Genomic DNA, 26,480 nt, shown 5'->3' with positions numbered 1-26,480 from the left:
AAAACTTATAGTTAATTCTGCTCGTGGATAATATCTTAGTTATTTCGTAAATTTAATTGACAAGGTTATTTTCTTGTATTTACCTAACTTTATTCTACTTCCAATATTTTCAAAGAACTCTCGTTCAAAATTTTCTAGTTGTTTTGATGCTGATTACAGCGTCAAAGCGGGTGCAAAGATAACAACTTTAGTTTATTAAAACCAAATGAAATTTGAAGTTTTTTTAAGAAAAATTTTCTTTCTAAAATTTCAACTCTCGTTGTTTCATCACTCCAGATTTTTTAAGAACTTTTCGCTGTGTTAGCGGCTGCAAATATAAGAACTTTAATTCTAAACTTGCAAATCTTTTTTCGTTTATTTTTTAATTGTTTTTATCGGGTCACCCCAATGTTTTCAATACTTACAAACGATTCAAAGACCATTGCCTTTCTCTTAAAGCGAGTGCAAATATAAGACTTTTATTCCTACACTTCCTAATGGTTTTATAAAGTTTATTTCTTTTTATTCTTAAGATGCTGTCAACCAGTAATTATTATTTAAAAAAAAGTTTATTAAGTCAATAATTCTAGTCATTACAAGCTATTGGGAATACTCAAATTATCACAAATAAGTTCACAAAAAAAAGGTAAACTCTCGTTTACCTTTTTTTCATCGATAAAAATCCAATTATCTATGCTATATATAGTGTCTTTTTGCTCTAGTTATAGAATCGTCATCTGCAAAAGCAGTTAATATCTTAATAATAAGACAAAAAGCAAAATGTCGACTTTATTCTCTACCATGTCTTTTCATCCAAGGAAAGGTTTGATCGTTCAACTTACCAAATTCTTTGGCGGTAAAATCATCCAACTTCATTCGATAAACTTCAACATTTTTAATGGCTGGAGAGTTATAAGTAAACTTTTTATCAGTGAATTGAGACATTAAAGCGTTTAGAGAATCTACTTTAGTATCGAAATCACTTATAAACTCAATAGCACCTCGAGCAACAATACTTTTACCTTTTACTCTATAACTACATGCCACCTCAACGTTTTGATATGCTAAAACCGTATCAGTACAAAAAGTAATGCATGCATCAGGATTGTTTTTTAAAGAATCGATCAATTTTCCGAAGTTGCCACCATGTAAGTAGATATATCCATCGAGATAACCAAAGTTCATCGGTAAAACATAGGGTCTACCCTCAGTATCGATAACGCCTAAATGACAAACGTCACAGGAATTAATAATTTCATCAATTTGCTCTTGGTCTTCAATAAATACAGTCTTCATATATATTCTTTTATATTGTGATCGATACATCATATACCAATCCCTATTTCACGGTTTAAAATTAGATTCTATTCTCGCCCTAGTTCTTTTAATATGGCATTCTTAATTTGGTCGAGAAGCATTTTTTGTTTCATTAACTCCATTAATCTATCGGTATCGCCACTTTCCTGTACTTGTTGCATTTCTTGTACCACTTCTTCAAGAAGGATCTTCACTTTTTTACCTTTATATTCATTTACTTGCTTAGGTACAATCTCTTTCAACTTCATTTCTTCAGACTCGAGATAACTATCTTTACGAGTCCACATATCACTTAATTGATAAGGTTCACTCATAATATCGGCAGCAAGTTGAACGATCTTAGAATCGGTGTGATCTCTAAAAAAGATTTTAGCTTCGAAATTTGGATCAAACTTATTCTTCATATACTCATCAAAAACCTGTTGATAGGTTTCATTTACTGAGCTTAACTCATCACGCTCAAGTTCATCGACAATATAATTACCTACTCGAATAATCTCTTCTTCACCCTGTTCGTTTTTTGTGCTAAACAATTCTTCATTCCCAAAATTGAGTAATAATCGAATCAATGCTCTTTCCTCTAGATCGCAATCATTATCGGCACGAATGATCGATTGATTTATAATTGAATCTTCCTGTGCTTGCAATTCTATATTAGAGCGCTGTTCATTTTTCCAGGCTTGCTCCTGCAGATGTCCTTTTATCTTGTCTATTTCAGTATAGAGCACTTGTTCTTGCACATTTAAGATACTACTACATTCTTTTATATACTCAGAACGAATAATATTATCGGGAATGATAGCGATTGAACGAACAATATCAATAATCAAATTAGCTCTCTTAACAGGATCATTTTTTGCGTCTGCTAAAAGCAGGTTTGTTTTAAAAACGATAAAATCAGTTTCGTTTTTCTCTATATATTGAGCTAATTCGGACGAACTCATGGTTCTCGAAAATGAATCTGGATCTTCACCATCTGGCAACAACAGAACTTTTACATTAAGCTCTTGTTCCAAAACCAAATCGATACCTCTAAGAGAAGCTTTTATTCCAGCAGAATCGCCATCATATATAATGGTTAAATTATTAGTAAATCGCTTAACCAATCGAATTTGATCGACGGTAAGAGCTGTTCCTGATGAAGCAACCACATTTTCTATACCCGCTTGGTGAAATGATAAAACATCGGTATAACCTTCAACCAAGAAACATTTATCGTTCTGAACAATAGTTTTTTTAGCTTGATAGATACCATAAAGAATACGGCTCTTGTGATAAACCTCAGATTCTGGAGAATTAAGATATTTAGCAGCTTTAGGATCTTTCTTTAATATACGACCACCAAAACCAAGAGTTCTACCAGCTATGCCATGAATTGGGAAAATAACTCGACCTTTAAAACGGTCGATAGGTCCTTTTTCTTTGTCGATACTTAAGCCTGTTTTAACTAGAAACTCTTTTTTATAGCCTGTTTTAATGGCTTGATCAGAAAAAGCATTCCAACTATCAAGACAAAAACCAACTTGAAATTTTTTTATAGTATCCTCACGAAAACCACGCTCACGCATATAACTCATACCAACAGCAATCCCCTCGTTACTCTGTAAAAGGTTCTCTGAGAAATATTTTTGAGCGTATGAGTTAACAATCATCATACTCTCTCTATCGTTCTTTCGTTGCTCCTGTTCTGGTGATAATTCTTCTTCGACAATATCGATGTGATATTTTCTACCTAAATATTTTAGAGCACCAACATAGTCTAGGTGTTCATGTTCCATCAGAAAGTTGACAGCATTTCCTCCTTTACCACAACCAAAGCATTTATAAATACCCTTGGCTGGCGAAACCGTAAATGAAGGTGTCTTCTCATTGTGAAAAGGACATAGACCTAGAAAGTTAACACCTCGTTTACGAAGCGTAACAAAATCTGAAACCACTTCAAAGATTTGTGCTGTATCAAAAATTCGTTGTACTGTTGATTGATCAATCATGAAACAAAAATAGGAAAGATGCCTTAAATGATTTCTTTATTTTAGAAAAAAATTTCAACAAGAAAACAAAAGGTATTATTCACTGCAAAACCGAATGAAAATTAAAATGGATACATAAATAAAAAATATCCTTAGATAAATGCATACAAAACACATCTAGCTTGATACATAATTTACTACTTTTGTGAGCTAAACAACAAACATTTATAATAAACCTATCTTGTTCACTTATAAATACTAAAAAACTTATCTTATTCGTAAAGTAAGCATGTAGCAGATTTATTAGAGAATAATTACAAAAGAAAGAATATGAAAATTGCAATTGCTTGTGACCACGCTGGATTTCAATACAAAAACCAATTAGTAAAATTTTTAACCAAAATGGGACATGAAGTAAAAGACTTTGGTTGTCACTCGGAAGAAAGTATGGACTATCCTGATACAGCTCACCCTTTGGCTATAGCTGTAGAAAATAAAGAATTTAAGTATGGATTTACTATTTGTGGTAGTGGTAATGGAATTACGATGACTGCTAATAAGCATCAAGGTATTCGTGCAGCACTTTGCTGGAATGTTGAGATTGCTGAATTGGCACGTTTACACAATGATGCAAATATTTGTGGTATGCCAGCACGTTTTATTTCATACGAAGAAGCAGAAGCTATCGCAAAAACTTTTATTTCGACAGGTTTTGAAGGTGGACGTCATCAAACTCGAATTGATAAAATTCCTATAAAGTAATTCACTTAATATTATGTCAAGATTTAATAATCGTTATAAATTTATAATTACAGAGTTAAAGATGTGTTAATAGTCTTTTAATTTTTCTATATTTGCTCAATTGATTATTTCATCCTCTTATTTTGAGAAGATTAATCATAAAATACACAACTAGCTGAAATGATATTTCAATTATTTTTAGCAAACTTTTATTATAAAAAATGTTATCGAATACTTGTAAATACGCAATCCGATCAGTTATCTATCTAGCATTAAATGCAAAAGATGGAAAGAAAATCGGCATCAAAAAAATATCAGAAGATTTAGATATTCCTACTCCATTTTTAGGTAAGATTCTACAAAGCTTAGCTCGACAAAAATTACTTAGTTCTACAAAAGGACCTCATGGTGGATTTGGTTTAGGTAAGGATCCTATGGAAATAAGTTTGATGAATATTGTTGAGATTGTTGATGGTTTAGATATGTTTGAGAACTGCCTAATTGGTATGCGTCCTTGTAAAACAGATACAAATAATCAAGATCCGTGTCCTGTGCACAATCAATTTAAAGGTATACGGCAACAAATGTTCAAATTGTTTAATGAAAGAACCATTGGAAATTTGATTACTGAAATAGAAGATACTGATGAATATATCAGTTTATAATATTTTCTTGAGAAAAGAATACTTATTAAAGGGCTTACGATTCAAAAGTAAGTCCTTTTGTTTTTTTAGAAATGGGAATACAAATACCGAAGTTGCCCCTCCAGCTGCATCGGCACAAAGATCCCAAAAGTCACCACTCCTATTAATAAAGTACTTCTCTTGTAAAAGCTCAATTACTCCTCCATAAATAGCAATTGCTGCAAAAACAATAAGGGCAATACTCATTCGACTCAGCTTTGTTTGATATCTCAATTCGGAAATAAGAAATATTCCCATAATAAAGAATAATCCAAAATGAACCATTTTATCAAAGTGCGGAATTTGAATCATTGAAGCTTGGGGAAGATCATCACCAGGGATTGAGCATAAAACAAAGATAACAATGGCCCAAATAATAGTTCGTATAAATAAATGCATACCGATGTATATAGTTACAATTTACTAAAGTTAAGCATAAAGTTGCTTAAGAGAATCCAAAGCTCTAAAATTTTAACGTAAAAATCCCCATGTTTAACATTTAAACATAGGGAAAGTTATAATACGATCTATATTTTTTTAATAACACCTAAAAAAGAAACATCGCTAGTAACTGTAGGATCTCCTTTATATTTAACAGATCCAATACCTGATATGGTAACTCTAAGCTTATCTTCCACATAAACTTTACATGATCCAACACCACTAATATCAATTCGGGCTTCGCTTACTTTAAGGTCAAGTGCATTTACGCTACCAGCACCAGATATATCTATATTTAGCTCATTAGCTTTCCCTTTTAAATAAATAGAAGAAGCTCCACTATTATCAATAGACAATTTATTGGCTGATAATTCTAATTTGGCTGAAGATGCACCGTTAATTTCTATTTTAAATTCATCGAACTTTAATTCGTTTTCATTTTTCAATGATATTGCTCCATTTGCCTTAATAAAGCGTAAATATTTAAAGCCAATATAGAGCTCCATTTTTTTCGCATTATGAATATCTTTTTCATTCTTAATATATAAAACATCATTTATTACCTCAGTTTTTATAATTTCCTGAATATTCTCATCAGCTACAACTCTAAGGCTACACTCATTATTCTGGCTTAGGTATATTGTGTAAGCTCCACTTACCTTTATCCCAGAAAAATTACTAATTTCTCGATCTTGAGTCTGAACATCGCCATTACCTTTAACACTATTAGCAAAAACAGGCGTTGCAATAGATAAAACCATTAAAGAGGCAAACAATAATACTATTAACTTTCTTAACTTATTCATGGTAAATATTTTGTCCCGATCAATCGGGCTTAAACAAAAATCTTAATTTGGTTGGTAACAACTATCTGAAAGACGACATTTTTTTGTTAACGTTGCATATCAATTCAAAATGGGATTTATACAAAATAAAAAATATACATCCATTTAGAAATTGAATATCTCAAACTAAACTCTTAAACAAGCACTTATGTCAGGCATTTATTTTCATATTCCCTTCTGCAAACAGCTTTGTCATTACTGTGCCTTTCATAAAAGCATCAGCTTACAAGCAAAAGAAAGAATGCTTATTTGCTTGAAAAAGGAACTTAAAAACAGAAAAGATTACTTAAAAGGTGAAAATATTGATAGCATTTATTTTGGAGGTGGCACACCATCTGTTTATTCTCCAACTGAAATTCAATCTTTAATTGATGAAGTTGCTCTACATTTCACTATTAATAAGGATGTTGAGATAACTTTAGAGGCTAATCCAGACGACCTAAATCGTGATTATCTTAAAGCTCTTAAAGAATCATCGGTAAATAGGTTATCAGTTGGCATACAATCTTTTCATGATGAAGATTTAATTTTAATGAATCGACGTCATACTGGACAACAAGCATACGATGCAATTAAAAGAGCACAAGCGTATGGTTTCGATAATATTTCGGTTGATCAAATATATGGTGTTCCTGGATTAACAGTGGAAAAATGGGAAGAAAATCTTAAAAAAGTATTCGAATTAAATATTCAGCATATCTCCTCTTACCATTTAATGTATGATCCCAATACAGTTTTTACTCACAAACTAAAAAAAGGCATTCTCAAAGAAGTTGAAGAGGAGGTAAGTTTGGCTCAATACAAACATCTGATATCAGAAGCTCAAAAGCATGGTTTTGTACATTACGAAATATCAAATTTTAGTAAACCCGGATTAGAATCGAGGCATAATAGTAATTATTGGAAACAAAAAATGTATTTAGGCTTAGGTCCATCTGCTCATTCATATAATATTAATAGACGTGAATGGAATGTATCGGATAATCTGAAATACATGAATGCCATTGAAAAAGGTGGTGAATATTCTGAATACGAAGAATTAAGTTTTAATGATAAATTTAACGACTACGTTCTAACATCATTAAGAACCATGTGGGGTTTAAACTTAGATATTATAAAAAAAGAATTTGGTGAATCTTACCATAAACATTGTCTAGAGAAAGCAGATAAGTATATTCAAAGTAATGATGTAAGGATAGAAAATAGTCACATCATTTTAACCGACAAAGGTGTGTTTATATCAAATGATGTGATGTCTGATTTCTTTTTTATAGAGGAATGAACCCTAATTTAAGAATTAGTACCAATAACTAGTTAAGCTAAACATGAAACACATACTACTTATAAGTATTCTGATAATTATTTTGACTTTAAAGGTACAAGCACAAAAAATGAAGTTTGAAAAAGTATCCGCAAAAAAATTTCAAGCACTCATTTTAGAAGATGAAGACAATTTATTGATTGATGTTGACAGTAAAAATGTATTCGATAAAGCAAGAATACAAGGCTCTATTTCTGCGGAAACATCTCAAATACTTTATTCCATTCTCGATACTACTCCAGAAAACCTACCTGTTTTAATCTATTGCACATCTGGAGACAGAAGCCTAAAAGCTTGCAAACTGATTAAGAAAAGCTATCCTCATAAAGTTTTCAATCTTAACGGAGGTTTAGATCGTTGGGAAGCCAAAGGATTTAAAATCATGCATAAACTCAATTCCTCGAAATAGAATTTCAATCTGTTTACCGATTATTATTTCCAGTTCACCTAAAAAAGTCTAAAATTAACACTGAGATTTCCTATTTTTACCTTCATATAAAAGCCTAACAATTATACATTTCTGTTGAATTAAAAAATGATAAAGTCACTTTAATAAATTCCAACGAAACCCAGGAAACTTTTATTGGGTTAATAGTTTTTAAAGTTTATATTTACAGAATGGAAAGTCAAAAACAAAAAATACTAGAAACAACTCACAACTTATTTTTTCAATGTGGCATTCGAAGTGTTTCTATGGATGATATATCTAAAGATCTTAGTATTTCTAAAAAAACACTTTACCAATACTTTAAAACCAAGAACGACTTAATAGAGCAAGTTTTAAATTGGGTTTTAAAAAATCCTAAGTTCAATTTTCAGTCTGAAAAACTTAAGAATTTAAATGCAATTGAGTGTTACTGGAAGTTTCATCAATTTATAATAGAAATTCTAGGAAATCCACATCATTCATTCGATTACGACTTAAACAAGTATCATCCAGAATTAGCCTTAACATTCAAGACTAAAAAAATGGAAATGTTTAAGGCAGATTTAATCATGAATTTAAATCAAGGTATTAAAGAAGGTTTATACCGAGATGATTTTGATAAGGATATTATATCTAACCTACTTATTAGACTCTACTTAGGTCTTTGGAATCAAAATTTGGCAGTGTATAATCAAGATGATAAATTCACAGAAAGTTTTCATCGAGAATTAACACTATATCATTTACATGGAATATGTAGTATAAAGGGTGTTGAATATCTTAAAACAGTAACAGACCAGTAACTAAAAACATTATAAATCATCATGATAATAAAAGCACAAATGAATAAAATACTACAAACTGCAAGTGTATTTTTGTTGGTATTTTCTAGTTTAAGCATAAAAGCTCAAACAGAAGATCTAACAAAATTTAGTTTGCATGAAGCCCAAAGCTATGCTTTAGAAAATTCCTATACGGCAAAAGGTAGTGATTACGATTTAAAAGTGGCTAAGAAAAAAGTTTGGGAAGCCATTTCTACTGGTCTACCCCAAGTAAGTGCAAGTGCTGACTATTCTAAAAACTTAGATATTACTGTGAGTTTATTACCTGCTGAATTCTTTGGTGGTGTTGCTGGTGAATATACACCCGTGAAATTTGGACAAACTTATGCCGGTTCTGCCTCGATTAAAGTCGATCAGAAAATTTTTGATGGTTCTTATATTGTAGGTCTTGGTGCTGCAAAAGTTTTTGTTCAATTATCACAAAATACAAAAACAAAATCGGAGATTGAAGTTAAAGATGCCGTTGCTCAAGCCTATTATAATGTATTAGTAGCAAGAGAAAACTACAAGACAATTGAAGAAAATTTGACCATTACTAAGAAAACACTTTTTGAAACCAAGGCTTATTACGAAAACGGTTTTCGTGAGGAACTTGATGTTGATCAGGTCATGTTAATGTTTAAACGTACTGAAAATCAATTGTCAAATGCAAAAAGAGCTATTTCTAATGCTCTTATTATGCTGAAGTTCACAATGGGCTATGAAATTGATAAAGAAATTGAACTTAAAAACGACTTGGAAACTTTTATTACACCTTTACGTATTTCTAAAAACGACCAAACTAACTTGGATCTAGAAAATCATATCGATTATAAAATTGTTGATACACAACTTAAAGCGCAAAAATTAATTGTTAGAAATGAACAAGCAGGGTATTTACCAAATTTATCAGCTTTCTATAACTACGGTAAAAACACAAGTACGGATGTTTCAAATATCTATAAAAGCAATGTGCCATGGTATAAATCGTCAATGATTGGTTTGAGCTTAAATGTTCCAATTTTCACAGGATTTAATAGGCGTTCTAAGATTAAACAAGAGAAGATCAACTATAAAAAAATGGAAAATCTGAAATACAACACGGAACAAAGTATTAAAAAGAATTTAAGTATTTCTCACAATTCATTGGTGAATGCTAAGGCAAATTACGAGAATGATCTTAAAGGCTTAGAAATTGCAAGACGCATTTACGATAAAACGCTCATAAAATTTAACGAAGGTGTTTCAACAAGTACCGACCTTTCTAATATTGAAGAACAATATCTGAATTCTCATACGGCTTATATTAATTCTACACTGAACTTATTAAATTCTAAGATTGCATTTGATAAAGCTCTTGGAAAACTATAATTGAACAGTTACAATAACTAACAATCTTATTACACATATAACAAATCAGAATTCAATATTGAAAACTGATTTTACAAATATAAAACCATGAAAAAATTAATTATAGCAGGACTTATTCCCTTATTATTTGCATGTTCTTCTAAAGATGCCGACAAAAACAAAGTTGAACAGCTAAAAGAATTTAAAACTGAACTAAAGACTTTACAAGAAAAGATCTCGAAACTTGAATCTGAAGTGAATAAAGATGATAGAAAAGAAATTGCTCTAAATGTAAATGTAGAAAAGCTGAATGTCTCGAAATTTGAACATTTTATTCAGGTTACAGGAAATGTTGAAGCTGATAAAAATATTACCATTCAACCAGAAGCATCTGGAAATATTAAATCTATTGATGTGAAAGAAGGACAGAATGTGAAACAAGGTGATGTTATTGCAAAATTAAACACACAGCAATTACAGAGTATGATTAATGAACTTAAAACGAAACTCGCTTTAAATAATACCTTATTTGAAAGACAAAAGCGTCTTTGGGATCAAAAAATTGGTTCTGAAGTTGAGTTTCTTACTGCGAAAACAAATAAAGAATCTCTTGAAAATAATCTAAGTGCTTTAGAGGCTCAAAAAGATTTAGCTATTGTTCGTGCGCCATTCGATGGAATTATAGATAAAATTCACCAAAAGAAAGGTGAAATGGCAAGTCCATCGGTACCACTTGCACAGCTAGTAAATATTAATCGTGTTTATGTTGAAGCTGATGTTTCGGAAACATACCTAACATCTATTAAAGCTGGTGGAAATGCAGAATTAGAATTTCCTGCTATTAATTACAAAACCAAAGCTAAAATCTACCGAACTTCAAATATTATTGATCCTGCAAACAGAAGCTTTAAAGTACGTGTTAATTTAAAAAATCCGGGTCAAAAGATTAAGCCAAACCTAATGTCGATTATTAAAATTCGCGATTTTGTTCAAAATGAAGCTTTAGTTGTTCCTTCAATCATCATTAAAAAAGATTTTAAGGGTAACTACCTATATATTGCTGAAAAGAAGGATAAGAAAATGTTGGCTAAAAAAAGATATGTTGTTGTTTCAAAAACATACAATAATTTATCAATGATTGAATCAGGGCTTAAGTTGGGCGACTTAATTATTACAGAGGGTGCTTCACAAGTTGTAAACGGTACACTTATCAACATTAAATAATTAGACACTTAGAATTTCATCCCGAGTAAATCGGATTACAATAATTATAAGATGAACGATAATACTAAAAATAAATCTGACGAAACAGAACAAAGGCAGTTTAAGCCTACGTTTGCAGCTTTAAAGAATAAGAATTCCATTTTTATTCTGACTGCACTTTTATGTGTGTATGGCTTATTTTCCTATATCGGAATGCCACGAGAATTATTTCCTGAAGTAGTTATTCCAAGCATTTCTATCTCTACGCCTTATCCTGGTAATTCACCTGTGGATATTGAAAATTTGGTAACAAGACCAATCGAGAAGGAATTAAAATCTTTGAAAAATGTCAAAAAGTTATCTTCTGCTTCTTACGAAGATATGAGTATGATTGTCGTTGAGTTTAATACAAATATTGAGGTTAAACAAGCATTACAAGACACCAAAGATAAGGTTGATAAAGCCTTAAGTGAGTTACCTGATGATTTACCAAACAATCCTAGTGTAGAAGATATTGATTTTGCCGACTTCCCTATTTTGAATGTTAACCTATCGGGTGACTATGGTTTAAATAACCTAAAACATTTTGCTGAAGAATTACAAGATAAGTTTGAATATCTGAGTGAAATTTCTGAAGCTGACATTAAAGGTATAGACGAGCGTGAAATTAAAATCAACGTCGATTTACACAAAATGGAAGCAAATGGTATTGCTTTTAAAGATATAGAAACAGCAATTGCTGACGAGAATGTGACAATAAGTGCTGGTACTTTAATCACAGATAGAACTCGACGAAGTATTCGTACATCAGCCGACTATACCTCGATGGAACAAATTGAGAATACCATTATCAAAGTCACAAACAATAAGGTGGTTTACCTTAAGGATGTTGCTGAAGTTGAAGATGGCTATGAAGAACTTTCTTCCATTTCTCGTTTAAATAACCATCCGGTTGTATCTCTTTCATTAACTAAAAAATCAGGAGAAAATCTTCTTGCAGCTACCGATCATATTTATAAAATTATAGCTGAGCTTAAGGATACCGGATTTTTACCTAAAGGTTTAATGGTTACAGTAACCAACGATACATCAGAAGATGTTCGTGGTATGATTAGCGATTTGGAGAATTCTATTATCATGGGTATGATATTAGTTGTACTAATTCTATATCTATTTATGGGATTAAGAAATGCACTATTCTCTGGTTTGGCAATTCCTATGTCGATGTTTTTATCATTCATAGTACTTAACCAAATGGGATATACCATAAATACAATGGTTCTTTTTTCTCTTATTCTTGCCTTAGGTATGCTGGTAGATAATGCCATTGTCGTCGTCGAGAATGTTTATCGACTCCACGAAGAAGGCCTCTCTCCTCTCGAAGCAACAAAAAAAGGTGTGAGTGAAATTGCAGGTCCTATTATTTCATCAACAGCAACAACAGTTGCAGCCTTTTTCCCTCTATTATTGTGGGGTGGCATTATGGGTGAATTTATGAAATACCTACCAATTACTCTGATTATCGTTTTAACATCATCATTATTTGTAGCTCTTATTCTTAATCCCGTTTTTACGGCAACTTTTGTTAAAATTGATAATATAAAAGCAAAGCTAAAATACAAACGTGTCATAACAATTGCATCAATTATAATCGCAATATCGATACCATTCTATATTACATCAAACATTTTGTTTGCCAATATATTAACATGTATTGCGATAATCATGATATTTAATCTATTTGCATTAAGACCATTTGCTCGCTGGTTCCAACTTAAAGTATTGGTAGCACTTGAGAATATCTACGAGAATAGTTTACGATTTGCATTGAAAGGCTACCGTCCACTTATTTTCTTTGCGGCAACCTTTCTATTAATGATTGGATCTATCTCTTTTTATTTTGGTAGCAATCCAACTGTAGTCTTTTTTCCAGATAATGATCCAAAATCGGTATATATAACTATGGAATTACCATTGGGAACCGATATTCATAAAACGGATGAAGTATCAAGAAAAGTAGAAAAAATTGTCAAGAAAACGCTTGAACCTTACCAAGATATTATCCGATCGATAGCCACTAATGTTGGATCTGGTAAAGGAGGCATGTTCGAAGGATCTCGTGCAGCTAATAAATCTTTAACAACCATTTCTTTTGTAGAGTTTAAAGATAGAAAAGGACACAATACATCAGAAATAATGAAATTAGTTTCGAAAAATCTTGAAGGATTTGTTGGTGCTAAAATATTTGTTGAGAAAAATAGTGATGGCCCTCCTGTTGGGTATCCAATTAACTTGGAAATTTCTGGTGATAATTTTAAAAAGTTATTAAGCGTTTCTAATAATATTAAAGAAATGCTTGATGACGATAAAATTCCTGGAGTTGAAGGTTTAAAACTTGACCTGGACCAAGGGAAACCAGAAATGTTGATCAATATTGATAGAGATAAAGTTCGTCGTTTTGGTTTATCTACAAGTCAGGTTGCCAGTGCACTTCGTACTTCTCTTTATGGTTTAGAAGTATCTAAATTTAAGGATGGTGAAGATGAATATGATATCATGTTACGTTTAAGCGATAAGTATCGTTACGATGTTCCAGCTCTTATGAATCAAAAAATTTCCTTAGTGAGCCCGGTGAATAATAAATTCATTCAGATTCCTATTTCATCGGTTGCTTCCTATAAGTATGGTTCAACCTACGAAAAAATTAACCGTATAGAAAACAAACGTGTTGTAACAATCTATTCAAATGTTATTGAAGGATTTAATGCCAATAAAATTAATTCACGTATTAAAAAGTTAATGGCTGATTACGAAATGCCAAAATCATATGAATTTAAACTAACAGGTGAACAAGAAGAGCAAGATGAAACATCTGCATTCTTAACAGAGGCGCTGATGATTGCTCTGGCTTTAATAACATTAATACTCGTAACTCAGTTTAACTCTGCTGTTAAGCCTCTTATTATTATGATTACGGTTCTGTTTAGTACCATTGGTGTATTCCTTGGTTTAGGAACTTTCCAAATGCCATTTGTTGTATTAATGACTGGTATTGGAATTATATCGCTAGCAGGTATTGTGGTAAACAATGGAATTGTTTTGGTCGATTATATCGATTTACTTAGAAAAGAGAAAAAAGCAACTACTGATCTGGGAGGTAGAAAGTATCTTACGCCACAACAAGAAATTGATTGTATAGCTCAAGCTGGAAAAACGCGTTTACGCCCTGTAATGCTTACAGCAATTACAACAGTGTTAGGTCTTTTACCTTTAGCCATTGGTATGAACTTCAATTTTCTAACTCTATTTAGTGAGTTTAATCCTCATTTATCATTTGGTAGCGATAGTACATCATTTTGGGGACCAATGTCGTGGACAGTCATATTCGGTTTAACCGTTTCTACTTTCCTAACATTAATTATTGCTCCAGTCATGTTTAGAATCTCTACTCAAGTTGAGCACAGATTATATCGCTTTGCTGAAAAGAGACAGAAATAAAACTATAAAAGTAAATAAATAGAAAATGCCCCAACTCTAATGAGCTGGGGCATTTTTATATTTTAATCAAATAAAATTTATTCAGGTCTTTTATAACATTTAACCCAATCAATTTCCATAACTGCATTTACATCAGCGTTTGGATTCGAAACACCCGAACTTAAAATAAGATACATTGGATCGTGTGGAATATTTTCTGTCTGAGTATAAACTTCAACACCATTAATTCTCCATATCAATTTAGTTGGTGTCCACTCAAAAGAATAAATAAAGAAATCTTTAGTCCAATCTAAGCCTTTAATTTTACCGTAATTCACTTTTGGTGTATCCTCACTTCCCGAAATATTCCCAGGAAATAATTTACCAGAAGGGTTTGTTTTAACGATATCAATATGTGGTAAACTTGTATCAGAAAGCATCCAGAACGAATGCATTACATTTTTAATATCATTCACCTTTATTTTAGCCTCGAAAAGACCATATTTTTGTCTAAATGATTTACCAGTACTAATTAGTGCAGAAGTATAATCAAATTCAGTTTGAACAAATCCAATTTTAGGATTCCAAACTTTACCTTGAGCTTTTTCTTTTCGAGTTTCAAGTCGGGCTATAGAATTTGATACTTTAATATTTTTTTCAGAAAAGATATGAGCATCTGTTGGAAGAGCGTAATTTTCATTTAAAAATTTATCACCCCAATAGTATCGAGTAATCCATTTTTCATTATCCAGTTCCGAACCTTCAAAATTTTCAGAGAAAGTCAATTCCCATTCTGTAACTAGATTAAAATCATTTTTCTTTTTAAATTGGAAATATTTTTTGAAGGATTCAGATTCACTTAATTCTTTATAGGTAATTAATTTATTAAAAGCTTCTGTTTTTTCGAATCGCTTTTTATCTAATAAAAAGTTCTTTTCGGTTGTAAACTCTTCTGAGGCTAACTCGGCTTTTAAATCCTCTATTTCTAGTAGTAAATTAGAAGCAATAACCTGACGATAAATATCGTGTTTCTTGGAATCCTTAAACTTGAAATAAGCTTTAATCTCTGATGAACTTTTAAGCTTTTTATAAAGTAACCAATCTTCTTTACCTTCCTTCTTATTTAGTTTTCCAGAATCAACATCAGCTTGTAATTCTAAATATTTTGCAAGGTTCTCTGATTCTTTCGTTTTTTCAAAAGCAGAAAGTTCAGATCCTTCGTGAACAGATGCATAAACACGATAGCGTTTTGACTTTAAAAGGTATTTAAGTTTTTTTTCTCTCTTTTCGAGATCACTTCCCTTAAACTTTTTATTTTCAATTTGCTTTTTGTTTTGCTTAAAATCTTCCGAATTAATTTCTCTTTCGAGTTCTAAATAATTTTGTAATTCTTCAGATTGTTCAAAAGCTACAAATTCTTCGTAATTATTTAATAGCTGGCTTTTTTTACCTTCTATTAAAGAAGTATCAGCAGCTTTTCGAAGTTTTGATGAAAGGAATAAAGCCATATTTTACGCTATTTGATGTTAATTATGATGTCCGAATTTAAGCATTTATTATAAATTCTCAATTATATTAAGAGAATGATTCATTATTACGAACAAATTGTATTTTGACATAAACTGACTAAACTAATTGACAAACAGTTGTTTAATACTAAAAAATGGATCTAATTATTGTCTAATAAAATTAAACGTAATGCTCCCAATTTGTTTCATTGGACTACTATTATCTATATTAAATCGAGATCGGTATGCAGCATCTAAGGCAGCTTCGAATAAATTTTCGTCACTTGTATCAGATTCCTTCTCAATTACTTCTGCTTTTATAACTTTACCATTTCTGTTTACAGTAATTTTTACTCTAACCCGACCAGATTCTTCACATTTAAAAACAGGAATAGGTAAAATTAATTTATTCCGGTTTTTCAGACTATAAAAAACACTACTCTCTCCTGAGTATTCCATATTTTTAAGCGAATCTAATTTCAATTGCTCTTTACGTTCTTTAGCCAATTGAATACTATCTTTTTTAAAACTTTCTAAATCTTTTGAGTTGGCACTATATTCATCAGATTCATAACCATCCAATTCTTGTTTAATATCGTCAATCATTTTATCAAGATCCTGGACAGATCGTTCTTTTCTATTTTCAGTTTTTAAATTTCGATTAACTGCTATCGATTTTAACATTTCATCAACACTATTGGAAACCTTGTCTTTTTGCTTTTCAATTATTTCTTCTTCTACTCGTTTATTTTCCAATTCTATTTGTTCTACAATATCATCAGGAATATCTAAAAAAATTTCAGTTTCGACAAAATGCATTGGAGAATTAAGCTTGAATAAAAGCAAAATAATAAGCAGCACCATATGAAAGGCTAAAGTTCCCATTAAACCATAACGATTACGATTTAAATAGTCTTTAAACTCTTTCCATGCACTCATTTTTGAATGCTGCTCAGTTTCTTTATTTAATTCTGATTTTGCCACTAACCTATTAATTCTGATTAAAATTTAAAATAAAACAAAGCTATCAAGATTAGTTGAAATAGACAATCTTGTTGAAATTCATATTTAATACTATGTCATATTTTATTATGAAATAACAATCAACTTTTTAAAAAAAATAGTAATAAATCATCATAAGCTAACAATTATTATATCAGATATATACCATCAAATTTATATTTTGTAATTTCAGATATTTTTCATAAATTATGGTTAATTACTTGTCTATTAGCAATAAAAAAGATTCTAAATTTATTTTTATTTTCTATGCCTCCTAAAACACGCTATAAACGTTGGAATACATTTAGCTTTTATTTAAAGAGTACTTGGTGGAATTTTCTCAATCTATTTTTTCCCTTAAATTGTGCTGCTTGTGGAAATTATTTATTGAAAGGAGAAAAAGTTATATGTACCTCTTGTCTTTTTCAATTACCCAAAACAAATTTTCATTTTCAAAAAGATAATCCCATTTCAGAAATTTTTATTGGAAGAGTTAATATCACTAATGCAACAGCATTTTTCACTTTTAATAAGGGTAGCCGATACCAAAAACTTATTCATAAATTAAAATACAATAGACAAGCTGAAATTGGTATTGAACTTGGAAAACATTTTGGCAATACGTTAATGAATTCTGAATATTACAGAGATATTGATGTTATTATACCAGTTCCTCTTCATCCTAAAAAGAAAAAAGCTAGAACTTATAACCAGGCAGAAATGATAGCTAAAGGAATGGCTGAAACAATGAATATAGAAATGATAGTCGATGTTCTTGTAAGAAATATTCATTCTGAATCTCAAACAAAAAAAGATAAAATTGAAAGATGGTTAAATGTGGAAAATATATTTGCATTAAAATCTTCAGAGAAATTAAAAAACAAACATGTTTTGTTAGTTGACGATGTTATAACTACTGGTGCAACACTTGAGGCTTGTGCACAAAAATTATTAGAAATAGATCATATTAAAGTTAGTATTGCTTGTCTTGCTCAAGCATAAATAAAAGCTCAATTAATATCTATATTAACCAAACTTTATACATATTTATGTAAGAATTTTCTAGTCCTTATCTATAAATTTATAACCTACTCCCTTAACCGTTTTAATTAAGTTATCTCCTAATTTTTCTCTTAATTTTCGAATATGTACATCTATTGTTCTATCTCCTACAATAATATTTTCTCCCCATACACCATTATAAATTTCTTCGCGGGTAAATACTCTTTGTGGACGAGATGATAATAATAACAGTAATTCAAATTCTTTTCGTGGTAATGATAATTCATCTTCGCCTTTTATAACCAAATACCGCTCCTTATCAATCGCAATAGAACCAAACTTAATAATTGAACTAGTACTATTATCTCCATTAGCCTTTGTTCTATTAGCACGTTTTAACATGGCTTTAAGTCGAGAAATTAAAACCTTAGGTTTAATTGGCTTACTAATGTAGTCATCAGCACCTGCATCGAATCCAGCAATTTGAGAATAATCTTCATTTCTTGCTGTTAAGAATGTAATTAATACATCTTTAAATTCTGGCATTTCTCTCAAGTTATCGCAAGTTTCAATACCATCCATTTCCGGCATCATTACATCTAAAATAATAAGATGTGGTTGAAATTTTTTAGCAACCTCAATACCTTCAACGCCATTACTAGCTGTTTTAACCTGAAAACCTTCTTTTTTTATATTATAACTTAAGAATTCTAAAATATCTGGCTCGTCATCGACAAGTAAAATCTTATAATCACTATTCTCCATATCTTCAAATTTAGATGCTTAAGTCTATTTTACCTTATTTAGAGTGAAAGTAAAACTTGTGCCTTCACCATATGTACTACTTACATTTATGCTTTGATCATGTGCATCAATAATATGTTTTACTATTGCTAACCCTAAACCAGATCCGCCCATATTTCTCGATCTACTTTTATCAACTCTATAAAATCGTTCAAAAATTCTTGGTAGATTATCTTTCTCAATTCCAATTCCATTATCACGAAACTCAATCAAAAGTTTATCGTCCATATCCATAACCTCTATTTGAGTTTTTCCTCCTTGTTTTCCATATTTTATAGAATTAACAAGAAGATTAACCATGGCTTGAAAAATTTCTTTTTTATCAGCTTCTACAAATTTAGCGACAGCATTTTTTTGAGGAAATTGAACATCTATTTTATGTTTTTGTGCTCGCATCTCTTGCATTTCAACAGCCTCATTTATCAATTCGATAATATTAAAATGCTCTTGTATTAATTTTAATTCACCATGTTCGAGTTTTGAAATTGATTCCAAATCTTTCACAATACCAATCATTCTATTAATACTTTTCTCTGTACGTTCAAGATAAGCTCTATTAATATTTTCATCTTCCAAACCACCATCAAGTAAGGTTAAAATATAGCCTTGAATATTAAAAATTGGCGTTTTTAACTCATGAGATACATTACCAATAAATTCTTTTCTATACTCTTCCTGGCGCTTTAATTGCATAATTAAAGAACCACGACCTTCGCTCCATTCTAAAACTTCTTTCTCAGCTTCATTAAGTATATCAATCGTCTTTACCTTATCAACCAATTCTCTATCGATAAACTGAGTATCGTGTATGGTTTTATAAATCATTCGAATTTTAGAGTATAAAAAACGACGAACCAAATAACGAGACATAATAAACATAAATATACTTAAAATAACCAAACTTATAAAAAGTACTAAAGCTTTGTCTTCAAAAAATGTATAAAGTAGAAATTCAACAAAAATGATAATGACAGCAGAAAGTGTCATTAAGAAATTGACTTTTTTGGAAGTAATTATTTGCATAAAATGGCTCTAAAATCAGATTTATATCTGTATAAAATAAAGATAATGTTAAGAATTTTCTCTTGCACAAATATTCAAATTAATAAATAAGCAATAGTATTTGTCATATTAAGTAAAGGTTAATAATTCATTATTACTACTTTAAAATTTATTCTAAGTTAATACTTATTTATTTCAAAAACTCATATAAAAAAAGAGTCATAATCAGACTTACCGATTAGACTCCTTAAATATATTTTGTATTATTTATTTTAGCCAATACGACTAATTAAGCTTTCTTTTTAAAAGATATTTCTTTCATATTCACAATTAAATCGATAATAATTGAAAGAATCAGTAGATTGAATTTTTGTTCTAATTCTAACATAAAACTTAAACAAGCAACTGCCATAAAAATGATGCTTCCTAACTTAATAAACTCAAACCAATGGAATAATTCAATTTTTTTAAAGTCAATATTTATGGCTCTATAAACCATATTTAAAACCAAACCTAAAACAAGAATTAAAATACCATAAGTATTATCTTGTATAATAAATAAAGCACCTACAATAATTAAAACGGTTGCTAAGGTGTATAAAATTGAACGTATTTTATTCATTAAATTTAGTTTGTATTATGTTTATATATGATTTGACTTAATTTAAAAAAGAGAGTTAGGTTCTTCGAATCTACTTTTACCTAAATGAGAATAAGCAAGTGCAGTTACTTCACGACCTCGTGGCGTTCTTTTTATGAAACCTTCTTTAATTAAAAATGGCTCATAAACTTCCTCAATTGTTCCAGCATCTTCACTAACTGCAGTTGCAATTGTTGAAATACCAACTGGTCCTCCTTTAAATTTATCAATTATACAAGTCAAAATTTTATTATCCATTTCATCTAAACCATGCTTATCAATATTTAAAGCTTTTAGAGAATATCTAGCAATTTCTAAATCGATAGATCCATTTCCTTTTACTTGAGCAAAATCACGAACTCGGCGAAGTAAAGCATTTACAATTCGAGGTGTTCCTCTACTTCGAGATGCTATTTCTCCTGCAGCTTCATGTGAAATTTCAATATCTAAAATTTTTGCTGATCGTTTTACGATTTGAGTCAGTACAGACATATCGTAATACTCTAGGTGTGAATTGATACCAAAACGAGCACGAAGCGGTGAGGTTAATAATCCAGACCGAGTTGTAGCTCCAATTAAGGTAAATGGGTTTAATTCCAATTGAATTGAACGCGCAGCAGGCCCTTTATCAATCACAATATCTATTCTGAAGTCTTCCATAGCCGAATACAAATATTCTTCAACTATGGGGCTTAAACGGTGTATCTCGTCGATGAATAGCACATCATTCTCGTCTAGATTTGTTAATAGCCCTGCTAAATCGCCAGGTTTATCTAAAACGGGCCCAGAAGTAATTTTTATGCCCACTCCTAATTCATTTGCAAGAATATTCGAAAGTGTTGTTTTACCCAAACCTGGAGGTCCATGAAGTAAAACATGATCCAATGCTTCGCCACGCATTTTAGCTGCTTTTACAAAAACATCTAGATTTTCAACGATTTTTTTCTGTCCACTAAAATCTTCAAAACGTAAGGGTCTTAATTGTTGATCAACATCAACCACTTTATCTTCAGTATCTTGATTCTTAGTATTAAGCTTATCGTCCATTTGTAGGTATTATAAAAGCAGTTTAAAAACTATAAACAGCAAAGCACAAAAATAGTCTCATTTGTTTAAAATTAGACACAAATGAGATAAATAAAAGCAGTAATTTTTATTTATAGATTTAAACTTTCTAGAATATCAAAAAGTTTTTCAACCTCAAAAGGTTTTATCATATAAGCATCCATACCAGATTCTCGGCATTTATTTTCGGTTGCAGTAATCACATCAGCAGTAAGAGCGATAATTGGAATATCATCTCCTTTTTCAAGATCTCTAATTATTTTGGTAGCTTCTAATCCATCCATCTCTGGCATCATGACATCCATCAAGATAAAATCAAAATCTTCTTTCTTGAATTTCTCTACAGCCTCGATTCCATTATTAGCTGTTATAATTTCATAACCGAAGCGTTTTAAACTAAACTTAACAACAACCTGATTTAGCTTGTTGTCTTCTACCAATAATAACTTAAAATTTTTATTTTCCCAGCTCATTATTTTTTTATCATTTAGTCTCCGCAATATACTAAATTCAACAATATAATTTTACTTAAACTTTCAATTTTTTAATTTAGTTATAAGTCCAATATAACTTCTTCTAAAATTAGATTCTACTCAAGCTTTTATAAAAACTTCATTTCTCCTATTTCAGACTTATACACATCTATATTATTATTTTCTTTTCTTTTAATTTCTCTAAAAAAATATGATGATTATAATATCCTGTTAATAATGTTGGTAAGTCCAATTGAGTTTTATTGGATTATTTAAGAAAATCAATCTAATAACAGGATATCAACAAGCTATGTTAATATAGGGCTATTGATTTGTAATTGATTATATGCTTTATTAACACACTGTTGATAAGTGTGAATTCTGATAAGAATTTGCTAAATCATTATTAACATACTGTTGATAAGTTGTTGGAAGATCCATTTTCAGGACTTAAAAGTAAAATTGTTTAATTGGAATAATTTTTTCATACAAGAGGGGAAATCAAATATCCTAAGATTTGTTTTGAATATTTAATAAGAAAAAATCAACAGCATGTTAACTATATGTTAACAAACTGTTGATTTCATAAAAAACTGTTATAAGTATTTGCTTACTAGGATTATATGCGATTTTCACTAAAAAAAATAAAAACGATACTCAATACTCTTCATAAACTCTAAACTAACCACATTTTAAAATGTATAATTCTAATAAGCTTATAAATTCTTATACTTGATTTAGATAAAAAGGTTGCATTTACTTTATCTTTTTTTTCCTTTTTTAGGCATAAAAAAAGCAGCATATAATTTAATATAGCTGCTTAAAAATAATATTTGAATTACGCTTTAATGATACATTTCTGTATATAAAAATCGTTTAATATTTCGTTTAGGTGTTTTCTTAAATTCTTCAGGATAAAGAATAAGTTTTGAAACGTTCATATAGGGAGGAAGCTTTTTATTTAATATTTTTCTATTCGATTCAAAAGCTTCTTCAATTTCACTTTTAGATAAACGTTCAGCATCACAACTTTCATAATCAGGATAAACTAGAGCAATTAATTTATGATCCTTATTATCGGTTACAATTGATTCTTGTATAAAGGGTAGGTTATTTAATTTAGATTCTATTTCTTCGGGATATATATTTTGCCCTGATGGGCCCAACAACATATTTTTATTTCTACCTTTTATATATATAACATCATCTTCATCGAGAACACCTAAGTCTCCTGTTTTTAACCAACCATCTTTTGTAATTGTTTCTGCAGTGGCTACCTTATTTTTATAATAACCGGCCATTACATTATCACCTTTAACTTGAATTTCTCCTACAATATTTATGGGATCTTTGGAATCTATTCGAACCAGCATTCTATCTATAATTCGACCACAAGAATAAGGACGAAATTGTTTATTGGGACTGTAACCAATTAATGGTCCACATTCTGTCATGCCATATCCAATTGAAAATGGAAAATCTATTTTAAAAAGGAAATCTTCTACTTCCTTACTTAAAGCAGCGCCACCAATAATGACTTCTATAAATTCTCCACCAAAGGTTTCAATAAGGGTTTCTCTAATTTTCTTATAAACTTTTCTCTCAAGCAAAGGAACCTTCAACATCAACTTAACACGACGACTTTCAAGTACTGGTAATATTTTCTTTTTATATATTTTTTCCATAATAAGAGGAACCAAACATATAAGTCGAGGTTTTACTTCTTGAAAAGCCTTTGTGATAAGTTGTGGCGTAGGAACACGGGATAAAAAGACAACATGGCAACCAATACAAAATTCAGTTAAGAATTCGAACATGCATCCAAATACATGGGCAAGAGGAAGGAAAGAAACAACTTTATCTTTCGGACGTAAATCAATATGATCAAAACCAAATTTAACATTGGAATGTAAGCATCGATAGGTTAGCATTACACCTTTAGAAAAACCTGACGTTCCTGATGTGTATGATAGAACAGCAATATCACTTTCCTTAGAATCTACATAGTTTAATTTGTTTTTATTGACTCTTGATGGATCAAATTTTTCATTCGTTTTACGAAGAGCTTTGTCCAATTTTTCGCAAGATGAGCAAAGTACAGAGAAGTCGTTTAAAGATACAAAGCCCTTGATCTTTTTAATTTTTGAATCATCAATTTTATTGAACAAATTTTCTGTTGCAAACAGTAATGAAGCTTCAGAATGGTTGATGATATGATGAATATCACCCGAATTGAAATCGGGTAAAATAGGAACTATGGTAGCACCATAGGTTATAGTTGCTAAATATGTTACGGCCCAATTATTAAGGTTACGACCTATTAAGGCCACTTTATCTCCTTTTTTAATTCCCATCTCCTTATAAAGAAGATGAATCCATTGTATTTTTTCGGCTACTTCTTTAAAAGTAAGGCTATCTTTTTTGTAGTTGGTAAAGGCTGGGAGCTCCCAATTATTTTGAATACTTTCCTCTATGGAATGAATTAACTTATTTGTAATCATATATTTAATGTGTTTTTTTACGATTGTAAAGATAGTAATCTGATTAAAAAATCAATATTTAACTCTCTTCAACTTCATAAAACTAGTAATTAGTTCCATAAAATCAAGTGTTTCAGAATTGTGTTGCTTTACTGCTAATAATCTCTAATTGTTTGTTTATATATTTTACCATGTCTTTAAATAGTGATCAAGCTTTTTCTCATTTAATATAGCTGTTACTAAGCTTAATTGAATGCATTTTTATATTTTTGTAACCTTGTTATCAGTTTTGTAATAAAAACAGATACTCATTATTATCTCATTAAGTTATAATAAACATGGAACAGAAAAGAATTAAGGTCAAAGATCTGTTGGTTTCGAAAGCGTACGGCAGTGAAGTAAATGTTAAGGGATGGGTAAGAACCAAGCGTGGTAATAAACAAATTAATTTTGTTGCTTTAAATGATGGTTCTACTATTAATAATATTCAGATCGTTGTTGATGTTCCTAGTTTTAATGAGGACTTGTTGAAGAAGATTACTACTGGAGCAGCTATTTCTGTTCAAGGTAAACTAATTGAATCAGCAGGTAGTGGACAAACTGTTGAATTAGAAGCTATATCTATCGATGTTTTAGGTGTTGCCGATCCTGAAAAATATCCATTACAACCTAAAAAACACTCTTTAGAATTTTTAAGAGAAAAAGCTCATTTGCGTTTCCGTACAAGTACTTTTAGTGCTGTTTTCCGTATTCGTCATGCGATGGCATTTGCTGTGCATGAGTTTTTCAATAAAAAGGGATTCTTTTATATGCATACGCCACTTATCACAGGTTCTGATGCCGAGGGTGCTGGTGAAATGTTTCGAGTAACAACTCTTGATGATAAAAACCCACCTTTAAACGAGGATGGAACAATTAATTATAAAGAAGATTTCTTCGGAAAAGAGACTAACCTTACTGTTTCTGGTCAGCTTGAAGGTGAACTTGGAGCTATGGCTTTGGGGGAGATTTACACTTTTGGTCCTACTTTCCGTGCCGAGAATTCAAATACAACTCGTCACCTTGCTGAGTTTTGGATGATTGAGCCTGAAATGGCATTCTACGACTTGAAAGACAATATGGATTTGGCTGAGGAATTCCTTAAGTATATGATTAAGTATGCTTTGGATAACTGTATGAGCGATCTTGAATTCTTAAGTAAGCGTTTACAAGAAGAAGAAAAAGGTAAGAAAGCTGACGATCGTTCTATGGAACTTGTTGAGAAACTTCGTTTTGTATTGGCAAACGATTTTGTTCGTTTAACTTATACAGAGGCAATTGACATTCTTCGTAACTGTAAGCCAAATAAGAAGAAAAAATTCAAATATGTGATTGATGGTTGGGGAGCTGATCTTCAGTCGGAGCACGAAAGATATTTGGTTGAGAAGGAATTCAAAAAACCAGTTATTCTAATTGATTACCCTAAGGAAATCAAGTCGTTCTATATGAAACAAAATGACGATGGAAAAACCGTAGGTGCTATGGATATTCTTTTCCCAGGTATTGGTGAAATTATTGGAGGATCTCAACGTGAAGAAAATTATGATAAATTAGTTACACGTATGAATGAAATGGGTGTTCCTACCGACGAAATGGATTGGTATTTAGATACACGTCGTTTTGGTTCGGCTACTCACTCAGGATTTGGATTAGGATTTGAGCGTATGATGCTTTTTGTTACAGGTATGGCTAATATTCGTGACGTAATTCCTTTTCCACGTTCACCTAAAAATGCTGAATTTTAAAAAGTAAAGTAAATTATATATTTAAGTTGGTTCTATAGGGACCAACTTTTTTTGTGATTAAACTTTTCTGTTAAAAGTCTTTTTATTCACTTATTCTGCAAGTATATTTACCTATCTTTAATCCATTTATCTTTTATGGTTTGAT

At 30.7% G+C, this 26,480-nt stretch carries 22 protein-coding genes; 10 read left to right on the top strand and 12 right to left on the bottom strand.

The window, feature by feature from the left end; genetic code table 11:
* Positions 1 to 768: 768 nt before the first annotated feature.
* Both EMN46_RS13305 and dnaG read right to left on the bottom strand, forming a co-directional pair.
* Entirely contained in the window at positions 769 to 1,275 is a 507-nt protein-coding gene (locus tag EMN46_RS13305; RefSeq protein WP_154201312.1) for a pyridoxamine 5'-phosphate oxidase family protein, read from the bottom strand.
* A 68-nt stretch (positions 1,276 to 1,343) separates the two neighbouring features.
* Entirely contained in the window at positions 1,344 to 3,287 is a 1,944-nt protein-coding gene (gene dnaG, locus EMN46_RS13300; RefSeq protein WP_154201311.1) for a DNA primase, read from the bottom strand.
* Positions 3,288 to 3,596: 309 nt separating this feature from the next.
* On the opposite strand from dnaG, the gene rpiB reads away from it, so the two are divergent.
* Both rpiB and EMN46_RS13290 read left to right on the top strand, forming a co-directional pair.
* Positions 3,597 to 4,028 (top strand): ribose 5-phosphate isomerase B, encoded by a 432-nt coding sequence (gene rpiB / locus EMN46_RS13295; protein ID WP_154201310.1) that lies wholly within the window; start codon positions 3,597 to 3,599, stop codon positions 4,026 to 4,028.
* 200 nt (positions 4,029 to 4,228) lie between these two features.
* Entirely contained in the window at positions 4,229 to 4,672 is a 444-nt protein-coding gene (locus EMN46_RS13290; protein WP_154201309.1) for an Rrf2 family transcriptional regulator, read from the top strand.
* On the opposite strand, the gene EMN46_RS13285 is transcribed toward EMN46_RS13290, so the two are convergent.
* A complete protein-coding gene (locus EMN46_RS13285; protein WP_154201308.1) occupies positions 4,667 to 5,089 on the bottom strand; it encodes a VanZ family protein in 423 nt (140 codons plus the stop codon). The genes EMN46_RS13290 and EMN46_RS13285 overlap by 6 nt on opposite strands.
* Positions 5,090 to 5,217: 128 nt before the next feature.
* Positions 5,218 to 5,937 carry a head GIN domain-containing protein gene (locus tag EMN46_RS13280; protein WP_154201307.1) on the bottom strand — a complete coding sequence of 240 codons (720 nt, stop codon included), beginning with the start codon at positions 5,935 to 5,937 and terminating at the stop codon, positions 5,218 to 5,220.
* Positions 5,938 to 6,124: 187 nt separating this feature from the next.
* On the opposite strand from EMN46_RS13280, the gene hemW reads away from it, so the two are divergent.
* From hemW to EMN46_RS13250, 6 genes are all read left to right on the top strand, one after another.
* A complete protein-coding gene (gene hemW / locus EMN46_RS13275; protein WP_154201306.1) occupies positions 6,125 to 7,258 on the top strand; it encodes a radical SAM family heme chaperone HemW in 1,134 nt (377 codons plus the stop codon).
* Positions 7,259 to 7,301: 43 nt separating this feature from the next.
* A complete protein-coding gene (locus EMN46_RS13270; protein ID WP_154201305.1) occupies positions 7,302 to 7,706 on the top strand; it encodes a rhodanese-like domain-containing protein in 405 nt (134 codons plus the stop codon).
* A 209-nt stretch (positions 7,707 to 7,915) separates the two neighbouring features.
* Positions 7,916 to 8,527, top strand: a complete 612-nt coding sequence (locus EMN46_RS13265; RefSeq protein ID WP_154201304.1) for a TetR/AcrR family transcriptional regulator — start codon at positions 7,916 to 7,918, stop codon at positions 8,525 to 8,527.
* A 39-nt stretch (positions 8,528 to 8,566) separates the two neighbouring features.
* On the top strand, positions 8,567 to 9,916 hold the full coding sequence (locus EMN46_RS13260) for a TolC family protein (protein WP_195715273.1): 1,350 nt from the start codon (positions 8,567 to 8,569) through the stop codon (positions 9,914 to 9,916).
* Between the two features lie 87 nt (positions 9,917 to 10,003).
* Entirely contained in the window at positions 10,004 to 11,119 is a 1,116-nt protein-coding gene (locus EMN46_RS13255; RefSeq protein WP_154201302.1) for an efflux RND transporter periplasmic adaptor subunit, read from the top strand.
* Positions 11,120 to 11,170: 51 nt separating this feature from the next.
* On the top strand, positions 11,171 to 14,596 hold the full coding sequence (locus EMN46_RS13250; RefSeq protein ID WP_154201301.1) for an efflux RND transporter permease subunit: 3,426 nt from the start codon (positions 11,171 to 11,173) through the stop codon (positions 14,594 to 14,596).
* Between the two features lie 77 nt (positions 14,597 to 14,673).
* On the opposite strand, the gene EMN46_RS13245 is transcribed toward EMN46_RS13250, so the two are convergent.
* Positions 14,674 to 16,083 carry a family 16 glycosylhydrolase gene (locus EMN46_RS13245; RefSeq protein WP_154201300.1) on the bottom strand — a complete coding sequence of 470 codons (1,410 nt, stop codon included), beginning with the start codon at positions 16,081 to 16,083 and terminating at the stop codon, positions 14,674 to 14,676.
* A gap of 165 nt (positions 16,084 to 16,248) precedes the next feature.
* On the bottom strand, positions 16,249 to 17,067 hold the full coding sequence (locus tag EMN46_RS20455; RefSeq protein ID WP_154201299.1) for a TonB family protein: 819 nt from the start codon (positions 17,065 to 17,067) through the stop codon (positions 16,249 to 16,251).
* Positions 17,068 to 17,472: 405 nt separating this feature from the next.
* Between EMN46_RS20455 and EMN46_RS13235 the strand changes: the two genes are divergently transcribed.
* Entirely contained in the window at positions 17,473 to 18,087 is a 615-nt protein-coding gene (locus EMN46_RS13235) for a ComF family protein (protein WP_229130373.1), read from the top strand.
* A 60-nt stretch (positions 18,088 to 18,147) separates the two neighbouring features.
* Here EMN46_RS13235 and EMN46_RS13230 read toward each other — a convergent pair whose 3' ends face one another.
* The 6 genes from EMN46_RS13230 to EMN46_RS13205 all read right to left on the bottom strand — a co-directional run bounded on the left by EMN46_RS13230 (position 18,148) and on the right by EMN46_RS13205 (position 24,572).
* The gene (locus tag EMN46_RS13230) at positions 18,148 to 18,852 is read right to left on the bottom strand and encodes a response regulator transcription factor (protein ID WP_154201297.1); all 705 of its coding nucleotides are present in this window, start codon (positions 18,850 to 18,852) and stop codon (positions 18,148 to 18,150) included.
* A 24-nt stretch (positions 18,853 to 18,876) separates the two neighbouring features.
* Complete coding sequence (locus EMN46_RS13225) at positions 18,877 to 19,914, bottom strand: cell wall metabolism sensor histidine kinase WalK (RefSeq protein WP_154201296.1); 1,038 nt, start codon at positions 19,912 to 19,914, stop codon at positions 18,877 to 18,879.
* Between the two features lie 268 nt (positions 19,915 to 20,182).
* Entirely contained in the window at positions 20,183 to 20,515 is a 333-nt protein-coding gene (locus tag EMN46_RS13220) for a hypothetical protein (RefSeq protein WP_154201295.1), read from the bottom strand.
* 42 nt (positions 20,516 to 20,557) lie between these two features.
* A complete protein-coding gene (gene ruvB, locus EMN46_RS13215; protein WP_154201294.1) occupies positions 20,558 to 21,580 on the bottom strand; it encodes a Holliday junction branch migration DNA helicase RuvB in 1,023 nt (340 codons plus the stop codon).
* A 110-nt stretch (positions 21,581 to 21,690) separates the two neighbouring features.
* Positions 21,691 to 22,071 (bottom strand): response regulator, encoded by a 381-nt coding sequence (locus EMN46_RS13210; protein WP_154201293.1) that lies wholly within the window; start codon positions 22,069 to 22,071, stop codon positions 21,691 to 21,693.
* A gap of 845 nt (positions 22,072 to 22,916) precedes the next feature.
* Entirely contained in the window at positions 22,917 to 24,572 is a 1,656-nt protein-coding gene (locus EMN46_RS13205) for an AMP-binding protein (protein WP_154201292.1), read from the bottom strand.
* A gap of 317 nt (positions 24,573 to 24,889) precedes the next feature.
* Between EMN46_RS13205 and asnS the strand changes: the two genes are divergently transcribed.
* Positions 24,890 to 26,335, top strand: coding sequence for an asparagine--tRNA ligase (gene asnS / locus EMN46_RS13200; RefSeq protein WP_154201291.1), 1,446 nt, complete (start codon positions 24,890 to 24,892; stop codon positions 26,333 to 26,335).
* Positions 26,336 to 26,480 lie beyond the last annotated feature (145 nt).

Source organism: Ancylomarina sp. 16SWW S1-10-2 (assembly GCF_009669305.1).
Classification (GTDB): Bacteria; Bacteroidota; Bacteroidia; order Bacteroidales; family Marinifilaceae; genus Ancylomarina.
This window is presented reverse-complemented; position numbering and strand designations above follow the sequence as displayed.